The organism is Streptomyces sp. AC512_CC834, from assembly GCF_019049325.1.
GTDB lineage: Bacteria > Actinomycetota > Actinomycetes > Streptomycetales > Streptomycetaceae > Streptomyces.
In genome coordinates this window covers 221,340-234,434 of record NZ_JAGMUO010000128.1, presented here as the reverse complement: position 1 = coordinate 234,434, position 13,095 = coordinate 221,340, and the positions used below count along the sequence as shown (strand labels likewise).

14 protein-coding genes are annotated in these 13,095 nt (G+C 66.9%); 3 read left to right on the top strand and 11 right to left on the bottom strand.

The window, feature by feature from the left end; genetic code table 11:
• Window positions 1-57 precede the first annotated feature (57 nt).
• The 3 genes from KUM40_RS39450 to KUM40_RS39435 all read right to left on the bottom strand — a co-directional run bounded on the left by KUM40_RS39450 (window position 58) and on the right by KUM40_RS39435 (window position 3,896).
• Window positions 58-912, bottom strand: a complete 855-nt coding sequence (locus KUM40_RS39450; protein WP_217171200.1) for a hypothetical protein — start codon at window positions 910-912, stop codon at window positions 58-60.
• A 450-nt stretch (window positions 913-1,362) separates the two neighbouring features.
• Window positions 1,363-2,886 (bottom strand): sodium:solute symporter family protein, encoded by a 1,524-nt coding sequence (locus tag KUM40_RS39440; RefSeq protein WP_217171198.1) that lies wholly within the window; start codon window positions 2,884-2,886, stop codon window positions 1,363-1,365.
• A gap of 80 nt (window positions 2,887-2,966) precedes the next feature.
• Complete coding sequence (locus tag KUM40_RS39435) at window positions 2,967-3,896, bottom strand: 5-dehydro-4-deoxyglucarate dehydratase (RefSeq protein ID WP_217171197.1); 930 nt, start codon at window positions 3,894-3,896, stop codon at window positions 2,967-2,969.
• Between the two features lie 449 nt (window positions 3,897-4,345).
• Between KUM40_RS39435 and KUM40_RS39430 the strand changes: the two genes are divergently transcribed.
• Both KUM40_RS39430 and KUM40_RS39425 read left to right on the top strand, forming a co-directional pair.
• Window positions 4,346-5,200 (top strand): helix-turn-helix transcriptional regulator, encoded by an 855-nt coding sequence (locus tag KUM40_RS39430; RefSeq protein WP_217171196.1) that lies wholly within the window; start codon window positions 4,346-4,348, stop codon window positions 5,198-5,200.
• The gene (locus KUM40_RS39425; protein WP_217171195.1) at window positions 5,197-5,391 is read left to right on the top strand and encodes a DUF397 domain-containing protein; all 195 of its coding nucleotides are present in this window, start codon (window positions 5,197-5,199) and stop codon (window positions 5,389-5,391) included. The genes KUM40_RS39430 and KUM40_RS39425 overlap by 4 nt, the downstream gene beginning before the upstream one ends.
• Window positions 5,392-5,889: 498 nt before the next feature.
• On the opposite strand, the gene KUM40_RS39420 is transcribed toward KUM40_RS39425, so the two are convergent.
• From KUM40_RS39420 to KUM40_RS39385, 8 genes are all read right to left on the bottom strand, one after another.
• Window positions 5,890-7,608 carry an RICIN domain-containing protein gene (locus KUM40_RS39420; RefSeq protein ID WP_217171194.1) on the bottom strand — a complete coding sequence of 573 codons (1,719 nt, stop codon included), beginning with the start codon at window positions 7,606-7,608 and terminating at the stop codon, window positions 5,890-5,892.
• Window positions 7,609-7,934: 326 nt separating this feature from the next.
• Window positions 7,935-8,297 carry a hypothetical protein gene (locus KUM40_RS39415; protein ID WP_217171193.1) on the bottom strand — a complete coding sequence of 121 codons (363 nt, stop codon included), beginning with the start codon at window positions 8,295-8,297 and terminating at the stop codon, window positions 7,935-7,937.
• Between the two features lie 131 nt (window positions 8,298-8,428).
• Window positions 8,429-8,644 carry a hypothetical protein gene (locus KUM40_RS39410; protein WP_217171192.1) on the bottom strand — a complete coding sequence of 72 codons (216 nt, stop codon included), beginning with the start codon at window positions 8,642-8,644 and terminating at the stop codon, window positions 8,429-8,431.
• Window positions 8,645-8,898: 254 nt separating this feature from the next.
• The gene (locus KUM40_RS39405) at window positions 8,899-9,480 is read right to left on the bottom strand and encodes a transposase (RefSeq protein WP_217171191.1); all 582 of its coding nucleotides are present in this window, start codon (window positions 9,478-9,480) and stop codon (window positions 8,899-8,901) included.
• On the bottom strand, window positions 9,477-10,016 hold the full coding sequence (locus KUM40_RS39400) for a winged helix-turn-helix domain-containing protein (RefSeq protein WP_217171190.1): 540 nt from the start codon (window positions 10,014-10,016) through the stop codon (window positions 9,477-9,479). The genes KUM40_RS39405 and KUM40_RS39400 overlap by 4 nt, the downstream gene beginning before the upstream one ends.
• Window positions 10,017-10,239: 223 nt before the next feature.
• On the bottom strand, window positions 10,240-10,545 hold the full coding sequence (locus KUM40_RS39395) for a hypothetical protein (RefSeq protein ID WP_217171189.1): 306 nt from the start codon (window positions 10,543-10,545) through the stop codon (window positions 10,240-10,242).
• 256 nt (window positions 10,546-10,801) lie between these two features.
• Window positions 10,802-11,389 carry a hypothetical protein gene (locus KUM40_RS39390; protein ID WP_254396335.1) on the bottom strand — a complete coding sequence of 196 codons (588 nt, stop codon included), beginning with the start codon at window positions 11,387-11,389 and terminating at the stop codon, window positions 10,802-10,804.
• A 108-nt stretch (window positions 11,390-11,497) separates the two neighbouring features.
• On the bottom strand, window positions 11,498-12,367 hold the full coding sequence (locus tag KUM40_RS39385; RefSeq protein ID WP_217171188.1) for a ketopantoate reductase family protein: 870 nt from the start codon (window positions 12,365-12,367) through the stop codon (window positions 11,498-11,500).
• Between the two features lie 87 nt (window positions 12,368-12,454).
• Between KUM40_RS39385 and KUM40_RS42550 the strand changes: the two genes are divergently transcribed.
• On the top strand, window positions 12,455-13,084 hold the full coding sequence (locus tag KUM40_RS42550; protein WP_217171187.1) for a TetR family transcriptional regulator: 630 nt from the start codon (window positions 12,455-12,457) through the stop codon (window positions 13,082-13,084).
• The last annotated feature ends 11 nt before the right edge of the window (window positions 13,085-13,095 follow it).

Below are 13,095 nucleotides of genomic sequence, written 5' to 3'. Positions count from 1 at the left end.
TTCCTTTGCATGGCCTCGAAGGAACCGGGCGCTATTCCGACCGCGTTGTCGCGCGAGTCAGGATCGCTTTCGGGGTCCCGGGCCGGGCCGCGGTGAACGCGGGACGTTCTGCCGCTGCTGCGGAAGGGACACCGGGTCCGGGGCGGCCGGGCCCGACGGCCCCTCGCCCGAAGCGGCCGCGGCGGCCGCGGCGCGTTGCCGGTGGCGCGGCACCGCCCGCCGGGGCGGACGGGTGAGTGTGATCTGGCGGACGATCTGTTGGAAGCAGAGCAGCGAGGCCAGCCCCGGCAGGGCGGCGGCCGCACCGTCGCTGAGTGTTCTGGGCGCCTCCGCGATGCACAGCAGCATCGCGATGGCCGAGAACAGCAGGACGACGGCCCAGGAGTGAACCGCGCGGCGCTGGTGCAACGCGGCCCGCAGCACCGCCAGCGAGGCCACCAGCCAGGGCCCGTAGACCAGCAGCGGCCACCAGGACACGACGCTGCCGCGGGTGCGGGTCACGGCGGCCAGGCGCAGCGGTTCGTAGGCCACCATGCCGCCGAACAGGCTCACCGAGGCCGCGATGACCGCGGCGAGAGCCGCGACGAACAGGCTCGCGGCGCGCAGCCGGCTCACCTTTCTCCCTCTGCGGATCCTGCGGTGACTGGTCGGCGACTCCCTCAACGGGGGCAGTTCCGCCGTGATTTCCTGAAGATTGCTCAGCGGTGTGCCCGGGGTGGGGGTGAGCGCCGAGGTGTCCGTAGCGTGCGGAACGCCGGTCTGCTGCTCCATCGCGTCCTGGAGCAGGAACGCCAGCTCCTCGGCCGGGTCCCAACCGGGTTCGGGCGGCACCAGGGTCTCCCGGAAGGCTTCCTCTGGGGCCCGGTGCCGACCGCTGCCCGTGGGGCGGAACGAACCTTCGCCGTACGGCATGTGGGGGTAAGTGTGTTCTTCGTGCACGACGCGCGGGTCACTCCGCCCGGGTGTACGTCAGGGAGCCCTGAGCCCGGCCCCACCGCTCGGCGAGGCCGGTCTCCAACTCGGTCATGACGTCCAGGAACCGTTGCAGAACTGGCTCGGTCACCCGGAGAGGGACGGGGTGGCCGCCTCTGGTCAGAGTTCCGTCGCTCGGTGACGGACAGTGATTTCTGCCGGGCCTGTAGGTGTACGGGCCAAGCGCCGTCAATTCCCCGTGTTCCTCGGTCATATCCGAAGTAACGTCTGCCTACTCCGTCGGATGCGCGGCAGTCGAGTGAACGATTTCTGCGATACTTACCCAATCCAGAATTCACACCGGTTCGCGCAGCCCCTTGTACGAAAAGCGGCAAAGGGCGCGCGAATGGGGGACCATTGATCAAATGATCACCCTCGGTGAGAATGTCGTCAGGTCCGCTCCACCGCCGGCGGTACGGGGACCGCCACCGCGTCGGTGTCCGGCTGCGGCCGGCCGGAGACGGCCGCGACGACCGCGTCGGCCTCCGCGTCCGGCTCCGGAAGCAGCAGGCCCAGGCCGATGTACACCACGAGGGAGGTGACCAGCGGGGTGGCCACCACCGTGGTCTGGGTGGCCCCGTCCAGGCCGTACTTGACGAAGAAGTAGCCGCCGAGACCGAGCGCCCAGGAGGTGAGGGCCGCCCTTGGCCCGCACCGGCGGAAGGCGGGCAGCAGCCCCAGCAGCATCGGGATGGAGATCGGCCCCATGACGGCCGCGACCATGCCGACGATGATCCCGAGAACGCCGCCGAAGTGGTCGGCCTCGATGGCCACGATCATGGACAGCGCGATGAAGACGACCGTGACCACCCGCGCGGTCAGCAGTCCCGTCCGCGTGCTCACACCGCGGAAACGGCGGGAGAGGGCGGGCAGGATGTCGCGGGTGACGACCGCCGAGATGGCGTTCGCGTCGGAGGAGGCCATGGCCATGGTGTGGGAGAACATCCCGGACAGGGTGAGGCCCACCAGGCCCATGGGCAGGTAGGACTGCGCCATCAGCGCGTACGTCTGCTCCGGGTTGGCGATGTCCGGCATGAGCACCGGCGCGGCGACCGCGGGCAGCAGCAGTATGGCGGGCCATATGAGGTAGAGGGCGGCCGACAGTCCCGCCGAACGGCGGGCGGCCTGCGGGGAGTCGGTGGCCATGTAGCGCTGGGCCAGGTTCCACATGCCGCCGTTGTACTCGAACAGTTTCACGACGACGTACGCGGTGAGGAAGCCGGCCGTGTAGGGACCGACGAGGGGATCGGTGTGCCCGGCCGGCAGGTCGTGCCACAGGGTGCCGAGACCGGAGATGCCGCCCAGCCGGTCGAGGACCACCCACATCATCGCCAGCGCGGCCACGCCCTGGATCACGAACTGCCCCAGCTCGGTGAGGGCGTCCGCCCAGAGACCGCCGACGGTGCAGTACAGGAGCGTGACGACACCGGTCAGCAGGATGCCGGAAGTCATCGACATCCCGGTGAAGACCTTGAGGAGCACGGCCACCGACGCCCACTTGGCGGCGACGTCGAAGACCTTGAGCAGGGCGCCGCTCCAGGCCAGCGCCTGCTGGGCCGGGACGTTGTAGCGGCGCGCGAGGTACTCCAGCGGAGAGGCCACCCGGTAGTGCCGGCGCAGCCGGTTCCACCTGGGCGCGAAGAGCCAGGCTCCGACGGCGGTGCCCACGGCGAGCGGCAGGAACGCCCACACGTAGATGGTGATGCCGTAGCTGTAGGCGACCGCGGCGTACGCGACGAACACGGCGGCGCTGTACCCGGACATGTGGTGCGAGATGCCGGTCAGCCACCAGGGCATCCGGCCGCCGCCGGTGAAGTAGTCGGACACGTCGGTGACGCGCCGGTGCGACCACAGACCGATCAGGACCATCACCAGGAAGTAGCCGCCGACGGCGACCCAGTCGAGCCAGTGCATGGGGAGACCTTCTTTGTCTTGATACGGGGGAGACGGGATGGGAGGGACGGCCCAGGAACGATGGCTGGCACCGCGGCCCCTCAGGGCAGGTGGACACCGACGGGATCGAGGAGGGCACGGCCCTCGGCGACGATCCGCTCCAGGCGGGCCAGGTCCTCGGGCGCCGGGTCGGTCAACGGCGGGCGTACGCCGCCCACGTCGAGCCCGCGCAGCCGAACGGCGGCCTTGACGAGGCCGACGGCATACCCGGGGACGCGCTCGCGCAACGTGACGAACGGGTGGAAGAAGCCGGCGAGCAGCCGCTGGACGGTGCTGTCGTCCCCGGTGGTGAGGGCCCGGTGGAAGGCGAGGGCGATCTCCGGGGCGAAGCAGAAGGCCGCCGAGGAGTAGAGGTCGACACCGATGCCCCGGTAGGCGAGCGCGGTCACCTCGGCGGTGGGCATGCCGTTGAAGAACAGGAACTCCCGGCCACCGGCCGCCGGGTCGGCACGCACCGCGGTGACGATCCTGGAGAGCAGGTCCAGGTCCCCGGTGCCGTCCTTGAGCCCCACCACCCCCGGCAGCCGGGCGACTTCGAGGGCCGAGGGCACATCGAAGCGGGCAGTACCCCGCTGGTAGACGACCGCCGGCAGCGACGTGGCGGCCACCACCTGGCGCACATAGGCGACCAGTCCGGCAGCCGGCCCCCTCACCAGGTAGGGCGGCATCAGCAACAGCCCGTCGGCACCGCTCTGTTCGGCCGCCCGCGCATACTGCCGGGCCAGCGGCAGGGCACCTCCGGCGCCGGCGAAGACCGGCACCCGTCCGCCGACCGTCTCCACCGCCGTCCGCACCACCGACGTGAACTCCCGCACGTCGAGTGCGTGGAACTCGCCCGTCCCGCAGGCGACGAAGACGCCGCCCGCGCCGGCCCGGACACCTGCGTCGATGTGATCCGAAAGATTTCGAAGATCGATCGCATCATCCGAGGTGAATGGCGTGACGGGGAAGAACAGGATGCCCTCAAGCATGCGCCCTCAATCTCACTACGTTTACATACATGAACAAGTCCCACGAGTGCGAACCGCTCGGTGAATGTAAATCTGCCTGTTCAACGCGTCAAGGCATGCGGACAGTGCGACCGGCTCAGGTTCCGCGACGCTCACTGGCCGCCACACACGTGACTAGGCTCGTTCGCCGAGGTCAATCACAGTGGACCGAAGCAAGTCCGAAACTTTCGAATCTCTGAAGGGATCACGAGGAACACCGAGTGGGGTTCATCGGATGCATCGGGCGGCGGCGCGGTTCAGCCGGACGGCCGAGACGAGGAAGAAAACGCCTCGGTCACTCATCCATAGCTGTCACACCTTATTGAATGAACTTTCGTACTTATTCTGTCTATCAACGCATCCAGTTCTAGCGTTGACGCCGGGTCAGGAAGTCGGCCGGACCGGCCGGTGAGCGACGGAGGCGACAGGCAATGAGTGAGCTGGTGCGAGAGCCGGGGGAGGAAGTGGTACCGGGGTCTTCCCCGGAGCCGGGGACGGGCATCCTGCGGGTGTTCGGGCGGCAGTTGAAACGGTTCCGGTTGCGGGCGGGCCTGGAGCGGGTCGACTTCGGGGCACGGGCCGGGTACTCGCCGTCCACGATCGCGTCGTACGAACAGGGGAGGCGGGTGCCGCCGCCCCGGTTCATCGACGCGGCGGACGAGTTGCTGGACGCGGGCGGGGTCCTCCAGGAGATGAAGGAGGAGGTGGCGCGGGCGCAGTATCCGGCGTTCTTCCGGGACGCGGCTCGGTTGGAGGCGGAGGCGGTTGAGCTGCACGCCTACGACACCCACGTGATCAAAGGGCTGTTGCAGACGGAGGAGTACGCGCGGGCGGTCTTTGCGATGCGGCGTCCGCTTCTTGACGAGGAGACGATCGAGCAACGTGTAAGCGCTCGAATGCTCAGGCAGGCGATCTTCTCGCGATGGCCCGCGCCACTGATGAGCTTCGTCATCGAAGAAGCTGCGCTGCGCCGTCCCATCGGTGGGGCGGCGATCCATCGCGGGCAACTTGAGCAGATCCTGCTCACGGGGCAGAACCGCAACGTCGAGATCCAGGTCATGCCGTTGCAGCGGGAGGACCACGCGGGGCTCGCCGGGCCGTTCACTCTGATCGAGACCAAAGCGGGGCAGCGCATCGCGTACGCAGAGGTCCAGAAGAGCAGCTCTCTCTACACCGAGCGGACACCCGTACGAGAGCTTGAGGCGCAGTATGGGATCATCCGGGCTCAGGCTCTCACTCCGAGGGAGTCGACGGCCTTCGTCGAGGGGTTACTGGGAGAGCTATGAGAGGCGTAACGGAACTGACTTGGGTCAAGAGCACCTACAGCAGCGGTGAGGGCGGCGATTGCGTCGAGGTGGCCGCCTGCTCTCACGCTGTCCAGGTACGGGACTCCAAGGACACTGCCCGTCCCGGGCTGGCTGTTGGATCGGATGCCTGGGGGATGTTCGTCGGGTACGCCGTTGAGGAGATCCGCTGAGCAGACGTCGTACGGCCGTGCCCTGAGGCTTCGAACGAAGGCGCAAGGCACGGCCGTTGACGGCTGGACGAAGTCCTTGTACGAGCAGAGGTGCCGGTCGGGGCTGAGACCGGCAGACCCAACGACCAAGCATGCTCGGCCACCTTGGGGCCGTCGCTCTCGCGGAAGGCCGGGGTACCGAGCCTGTGCTTCAGCTCTGCCTTGAGGTTATTGATGATGCCGGTGTCCCGTCCTTGAAGCTGTGCGGGGATCTACCAGCCGGGCTGGACGGCAGGGAAGGTGTCCGGGAAGAGTAGGAGCCAGGCGGGCCTTGGGCCGAGTCCAATTCCGTAGAGGTCATTGACTGGACAGTCTGTCCCAGCAAAGACACCACTTTGCTGGCGTGTTGCCGGGACAATCTGTCCAATCGTGGGATCCGGGCCGTGGGTGCGATTATTGTCCGACCGATTGGCCAACAGCATCGTTTGGTCGGCGGGCCATCGGAGACGGGCGTTCAGGTCACACTTCGGGTGCGGTCCTGGAGATGGTCCAGCGTTCGTCCTGTGCGCCGTTGCAGGGCCATTGAATGAGCTGGCTGCCCTTGGTGGCGGCCGCGCCCAGGCCCAGACACTTGCCCGAGTAGACGTTGCGCACCTCGTGGGTGGTCGAGTCGTACCACCACTTCTCGTCCACCGCGCCGTTGCAGGTGTACTGGATCACGCCGGCGCCGTCGGCGAGGCTGTTGCCGGTACCCATGCACTTGCCGGAGTAGGTGTTGCGGATGAAGTAGGCGAGGTTGTCGTTGTTGTCCTTGGTCTCCTCGAACAGCCAGCGCTCGTCCTGCGCGTTGTTGCAACCCCACTGGATGACTGGTGTGCTGTTGTCGATCTCGCTTCCGGCGCCCGCGCACAGCTTGCTGTAGTCGTTGTACAGGTACTGAAAGTTGTCGGCCTCCCGCGGCAGCAGGGAAAAGACGACGCGCTTGCCGTTGCGTTCGTTCATACCCCACAGGCGGCCCGAGGAGAACGAGTAGGACAGGTTCTGGGTGAGGGGCGAAACACGGGTGAGGATCGAGACAGGTCCCCCCGGCTTGGCCTGCCAGATGCAGTAGTAGGCGTCGCTGTTCGTGGGGTCGACAACTCCCATGTAGCCCGTGTCGCACATCGCTGACAGATAGTAGTACGTGCCATCTGTGGCCACGCCCTGCAAACCGTGGACGGGAGCGGAGTACGCGGCTGTCGCCGTGATGGGGGACGTGCCGCCTTCACCGATGTATTCGAGTGGCCAGCGGATCACGTCCAGCGGCTCGGTACGTTCGGCATTCCCATAGCGTCCGGACACCAAGCGCGGCGGTGACACACTGCGGTCCAGGCTCAGGGAACTCAGGCATGCCACGGCTCCGTCGCAGTTCATGTTGGAGCGCTTGTTCGGTGCAGCCGCGTCCTGCTGGGCCTTGGTGCGGTTCGAGTAGCGGGCGACCATGGGAAGGGCCCACTGGTGGTACTCGGCCGTCGACGTGCTGTCCGAGATACCCGACCCTCCGGAGATCGAGTTCACCTTCCACAGGTGGTTGAGATCGTAGATCTGCAACTCCCCACCGTTGGCCACGAACAGCCTGTTCCCGTACCAGACCATCCCGTCGGCGTGGACGTCACCGACCGAGGTGAACTGGGGATTGGTCCGGCTGCCGGTCGGCTTGACGAGCAGTACGTGTCCGTAGGTCCACTCCGTGCCGGTCGATTCGAGGATGGTGACGCGCGCCTTCTTGTTGCGGTCGTCTCCCGAGACGCCGTAGTACCAGGTCGCCATGTACAGGTGGTGACCGCCGATCGTGCCACTCGGATCCGCGTCGTGGGAGGCGGTGAAGCCCTGCGGGTGCCAGCCGTTGGACCAGGCGCTGGTGTTGTCGTCCGCCTCGTTCCAGCAGAACCCGTTGTACTTGAATGTGCCGTTGATGCCGGTCGTATGGCACAGGGCTCGGCCGATGTGCTGCTTGGACTGCGCGACGTTCAGCGGGGAAACTCGAGTCACAACCCCCTGTGCCTCGGCACCCTCGATCACTGACCGTGCCGTCTGCCCCTCGTCAACGCCAGGCATCTCACGCGGATGAAGGACGAAGTCGGACGCATCCTTGCTCGTGAACAATTTGCCCGTGTCGTTGATGGTCGGGCTGTCGGCAGCCACTGCCGGCGGGCCGCCCCATATCAATGCTGCCAACGAGGACAGAACGACCAGCATCGCCGTGTTCCGTCCCCTGTGGCGACCTCGTAGCTTCGGCATCATGTCGCAAGACATTACTGACTTCAGCTCGTTGGGGTGAATCGTTGGGAAGTTCCTGATGGGCGCGGGCTGACTTCTGCGGACGCCGGCGCTGGGTGTCGGCACGGATGCAGGTGGCTGAACTGTTCGAGCAAGAGATCAAACCGTCGGAGGTCGCACGACGGCTGCGGGTGAGGGTGGCTTCGGCCGTGGCGCGCTGGCGCTACTGAACTTGAACTCGTGATGTCGGTCGATTCGTGGTGGCGGCGTCAGGGTCCGAGATGTCGGCTGTTACCGGCTCGGGTTCAGGACGACGGCTGTAGCCAGCGCCGCGCCGCGGAGAGGTTCACCTCGACGTCATCGCTCCAAGAACAGACCTCCAGCCATGAGAGGTAGCCGCCTTGCGCGAAGACCAAGACCTCACCAGGGCATTCGCCGGTTTCGGTGAACATCTGTACGTCGGCAGCCACGACGGTGCCGGGGCCCGTTGGCGCGGGCTCCAACGCGTCGGCGTCAAGGTCGAAGTAGGCAGTGCCGCACCCACACTTGCAGCGGGATTGCACCCTGAGTTGGGGCACCTGCCGTCGGAGGGCGACGTGAATCGGCTCGTCCGGGTTCAGGACGAGGCCAAGCACGTCAGCTACATCCTCGGGCAGACTTTCAGGCATGCCGCCACCGTAGCTGACCAGCAGCTTCGGGCTTCGACCAATTTCGGGTCCGTCGACCCGACGCTCACAGGGCCCGGTCGGTGCCGCCGGCCAGATGTCAGGCGAACGGCACCGACATCACTCAATCGAGTTCAGTAGCGGGCGAGGGTCCAGTTCGTGAGGCGGTCCACGATGTCGAGAACCGACCTGCGTGCCCCGGCGGAGATGAACGCGAAGACGACGAACGAGGGGATGAGCGCCACGATCACGACCAACGCGGGCAGCAGACGGACCACGATGGTGCAGAAGTCCAGCAGGGCGCGGAGGGTCCGGGTCTGAGACAGGAGGTCGATCAAACGGTCCAGCAAGGTGCACTCCTCGGATACGCGAGCGGGGTCACCTGGTGTCCGACTGAGGGCATACGTCTCCCTCGGACGGTGCCTTGTCAGGGCAACCAAGCTAATGAAGAACCCCGCTGGCCCGCGTTTCACGAGTCAGCGGCAGGTTCGAAACCTGCTGCGCATCCCTGTCTCCCTGCATATCGACCTACGACGCCGGACAGCAGTCCGGCGGGCAGCTGAATTTACTGACCGCCACACTGTCATTCAAGGGCGAATTTTAGTCACTGTCTAGAAACGCTCGAAGCTACTGCCTGAGCTTGAATGCGTGATGTCGGCCAGTCGTCCGTGATCAGGCCGGTGCTGGTCAGGCAGCCGTCGACCAGGTCCGGACGGTACTGGATCTGCTTGAGCCTGCGCTTGACGGCGCGAGTGATCTGGCCGAGGTCGGCTGCGGCGAGGTTGCCGATGTCACGTTTGACCAGTGACCAGATGCCCTCTTGCGGGTTCAAGTCCGGTGCGTAACTCGGAAGTTGGAAGACGATGAGCCAGTCCGCGTGGTCGGCGATGAATCGGCGCATCGCCTCGACCAGGTGCATGCGCAGGTTGTCCCAGACCAGCACGATCGGGCCGCCGAGCTGGATGTGCGCTCTGACCAGCAGGTCGCACAGGTCGCGCCAGCCGATGCCCTTCGGCTCGCCCTTGCGGCCCCGGTACTCGCGGACCGAGTAGAACGTCCGGGACCGCTTCCCCGGCTTGTAGCAGGTCAACCCGGCTATGGACACCCGGCCAGAGCCCCGGCCACGGACCCGGACCACTGGCGTGGAGCCCTTGCGTCCCCAGCTTCTCCCTCGCGGCGGCGTCATCGACTGCCCGGCTTCGTCCTCGAAGACGATCCAGCCGTCACATGCCGCCGCGGTGCTCTTACCCGCGGCCAGGTCTCCTTCTTCCAGACCTCGACCGCCGCGTCGTCACGCTCGATAGCCCGCCGAGCCGGCTGCTGCCAGGACCAGCCGTGCCGCTTCAGCAGCAGCCACGTGCCCTCCACGGTGTAGCTCACGTGGAACAGGCGGCCGATCAGCGTCTTGATCCGGGCCAGTGTCCACCGCTGGTCGGCCCAGCCGTGAACCAGCGGCCCACGCTCCAGTTCCCGTTCCAGCCTCGCGATCTGTGCTTCGCTGAGCCTCGGCCGCCCCGGCGATCCCTTCGACAGGACCCCCGCTTCACCGCGCTCGCGCCACTGACCGCGCCACCGTTCCACGGACCGCTCACTGACCCGCAGCGTCGCAGCGATCTCCCTGTTCTTCTGCCCGCCTTGGAAGCGTGTCACGGCCTGCGACCGGACCCGCTCCCTCGCGGCCCTCCCGACGTCGGTCAACCCGCCGCCCTGCGCGTATCTCACAGTTCAGGGCTACCGGAACGGACCGACCACCGTCAGGCGAACGGTCCGACATCACCCAATCAAGTTCAGTAGTCGCAGGGCCCTGCGCGTGCGGGTTTGGGGCGTTGCCGGGGCCCGCTACACGGGCCGCCGCGCCGCTCTCATGAGCCGAAGCACATTTCCCAGTGGCATGCTGAGAGGCCCGCTCTGGGAGAGCACGGCCTCTCGGATGGTGACGTGGCGCCTACCAGTAGGTACGGGTGATCTTGTCAGGCAGTCGCCCCTGCCGCTCCCCTTCCTGGAAGATCACCGACGCCGCAATCAGGAAAGAGCGGCGGAGTTCCGGATCCGGGTCGGGGTTTTCCATATGCCCGACTTCTTTGTCGATGAGCATGTCGCCGAGGGCTATTCCCTCCGGTGTGCAGAGGCGGGCGACTGATCCTTCCGGGTCGATCAGGATGTTTCCGGTGCCCCCCTCTGCGGTTTCCCAGGCGTAGACGGATCCCGCTTCGAGAGAGTGGATCTTCCTGCATGTCAGTGATGCTGTCACGGGGATTTTCACCAGTTCGCTCGCGCCAGGGATTTGATCACCTGAACCCTATACTGTCCGCCGCGGGCGCACGCTCGTCCCAGGTGTGGTCGGCATCCAGGATCGCCTGGTGGGCACGACGATAGTGCTGGTCGCCGTGCTGACGCATCCAGTTCGACTCGTACAGTTCATGTCCGATCAGATCGAAATCGCTGGGGTGTGGATTTCCGTTCTGGAGGCGTTCCCAGGCCCTGGCGATAAGCGGGTTGGCACCGGATCACCGCATTCCCACGTCGAGCTGATGCGTTTCGATGAACAGGTGGTTGTAGATCTGATTGACGTCAGCCGCGGAACAGCCGCTCGATGCCGCGGTCTGCGCCACCCGGTCGAGCTGGGCGTCGGCGCGGATCGCGTTACAGGCGTCGTCCTCCCATTCCAGCTCGAAGTCCATCTCGCTGCTCGGCCGCCGGAAGGACGAGCCGCCGGACTGCAACTCCCGCTCCGTGGCCACCACGACCCGCCGCCATCCCGTCAGCCTGCCGACCCCGGTGAGGACCAGTTGCTGGGCGAGTTCGTCGGCGGCCTCCGCGTACAGATCGGCGAGCGCGTCGCAGCCCTGTTGCCGGAGCATGTACTCGGCGCGGTAGAGCCGGTAGGCGGGGCGGACGGGGAGGTGCTTGTCGACGAACGCGCCCGCGCCCCCGTTCTCACCGGTGAACGCGTCCTCCAGGTCCCCGAAAAACACGAAGGGTGACTTGGCGACGTGGACGAAGGCGTCGCCGAAGATGCCGAGCGCCTCGCCGAGGCTGTCGACCTGGTCGTTGTTCGGGTCGTCGGGGGTCGGACCGCTGAGGTCGGTGAGCACGCTGGGCACGTTGTGCGCGTGCGCGTACGCGGAGACGTGCGGCGTCGACAGGTCCGGCGGTGGACTGGCGGTGGTGTGCGTGGTGAAGTTTTCGCCGTCCTGGGTCGCTCAGTGTGCTCCCGCACGGGCGCCGAGCTGTTCGGCCAGCCGCTCGAGTTCGGCCGTCGTGGCAGGCGAGCGGTCGCTGAGTCCGCTGTGCACGGCCGTCGGGCTCTTCAGGAAGCGCCGGAGCACGGCCACAAGGAGCCCTTGCGGCAGAGCCCGCAACGCGGCGAACGCGCGAGGTACCGGTGGTGTCTCCATCGCGGCGAGGTTTTGCCGCATGAGGTGGAGCATGCCGCTTACCGCGTCCGGGGTGTCGGCCAGCGCTACCGGGCCGCCCGCCGTGTGTACCGCCTGACCGAGCGGGACCTCGAACGCGGCGTGCGTCCTGAGCCAGGCATCCATCTGCGGCTCGGCCTTGGCGTTGATCCCGGCGGTACGGAACGTCTCCACGATCCGTTCCAGTCGCGGGGTGGTACGGCCGTCGGGCTCGCCGATCGGCATCGCGACCCGGCGGGTGATGAAATTGGTCCTGCGGTAGCGGACCACGTCGCCGTCCATCGTGCCGCCGGTCGCGGGGAAGCCGAGCAGCACCCGCTCGTGGCCGATCACCGCACCCAGCGTCTCCGGGCCGGCTGCCCAGTTGAGCAGGAACAGCACGTCACCTTGGACACCGGCGAGTGATTCCAGCACTGCGTCCACCTGGTGGGAGCGGACGAAGACGGTGATCAGGTCGTACCCGCCGTCCGGCTGCTCTGTCACCGGTACCGGCACCCGCCTGACAGGGTCGTCTTCCTCGGCGAGCTGCACTCCCTGCCGGCGCAGGGCGGTCAGGCGGGCGCCCCGGGCGAGGAGCGAGACGTCGTGGCCGGCCTCATGCATGCGGGCGGCGAACAGGCTGCCGCAAACCCCGGCGCCGTACACGAGCAGCTTCATGACAGCCCTCTTTCATACGTCTGTTTGACTCAAGCGCCTGTTTGACTCAAGCGTTCGTTTTATTCAAACATATGTAGAGTCATTCGTGTGGCGACCACAGACACCCGCACCCAGATCCTCGACGCGGCCGAGCACCTCTTCGCCGAGCACGGATACAGCGGCACCTCGGTCCGCGCGATCACCAAACTCGCCGGAGCGAACGTGGCCGCCGTCGGCTACCACTTCGGCTCGAAGGCGGAGCTGATGGCGGCAGTCGTCCGCCGCGTGGTCGAGCCCATCAACGCTGCCCAGTGCGCCGGGCTCGACGAACTGTTCGCCCGGACCCCGGACCCACCGGTCAGCGAACTGGTGGAGGCATTCGCGGGGCCGCTGTTCGACGAGATGCCGGCCGGCGACGAGGGCGGAGCCCGGACGTCCCGGCTGATCGTGACGATCCTCAGCGACCCGGCCGAGGAGGCACGCAGTTGGACCGGCCCGGCCGAGATCTCGGTCCGCGAGCGCTACCTCGCAGCCTTCGCGCGCGCACTGCCCGGCCTGTCCCCGGAGGAGCTGTGGTTCCGGATGCGGGGGATCCTTGCCGTGACGGCCGTCGACCGCCTCGAGGTCTACCAGCAACCCACCCCTGGCTGCGTGTCCCCGGTAGCGGGCGAGGCGGCCCGGCGATGGGCGATCACGTTCCTGACGGCAGCGATGAGTGCGCCACCGACCCGGACCTGACGACCCAAGGC

Excerpts from the sequence above, each read along its gene's own strand:
- KUM40_RS39430 (WP_217171196.1), top strand. The coding sequence starts at position 4,346 with ATGAGTGAGCTGGTGCGAGAGCCGGGGGAGGAAGTGGTACCGGGGTCT.
- KUM40_RS39415 (WP_217171193.1), bottom strand. The coding sequence starts at position 8,297 with ATGCCTGAAAGTCTGCCCGAGGATGTAGCTGACGTGCTTGGCCTCGTC.
- KUM40_RS39420 (WP_217171194.1), bottom strand. The coding sequence starts at position 7,608 with ATGCTGGTCGTTCTGTCCTCGTTGGCAGCATTGATATGGGGCGGCCCG.
- KUM40_RS39405 (WP_217171191.1), bottom strand. The coding sequence starts at position 9,480 with ATGACGCCGCCGCGAGGGAGAAGCTGGGGACGCAAGGGCTCCACGCCA.
- KUM40_RS39435 (WP_217171197.1), bottom strand. The coding sequence starts at position 3,896 with ATGCTTGAGGGCATCCTGTTCTTCCCCGTCACGCCATTCACCTCGGAT.
- KUM40_RS39440 (WP_217171198.1), bottom strand. The coding sequence starts at position 2,886 with ATGCACTGGCTCGACTGGGTCGCCGTCGGCGGCTACTTCCTGGTGATG.
- KUM40_RS39385 (WP_217171188.1), bottom strand. The coding sequence starts at position 12,367 with ATGAAGCTGCTCGTGTACGGCGCCGGGGTTTGCGGCAGCCTGTTCGCC.
- KUM40_RS39425 (WP_217171195.1), top strand. The coding sequence starts at position 5,197 with ATGAGAGGCGTAACGGAACTGACTTGGGTCAAGAGCACCTACAGCAGC.
- KUM40_RS39450 (WP_217171200.1), bottom strand. The coding sequence starts at position 912 with ATGCCGTACGGCGAAGGTTCGTTCCGCCCCACGGGCAGCGGTCGGCAC.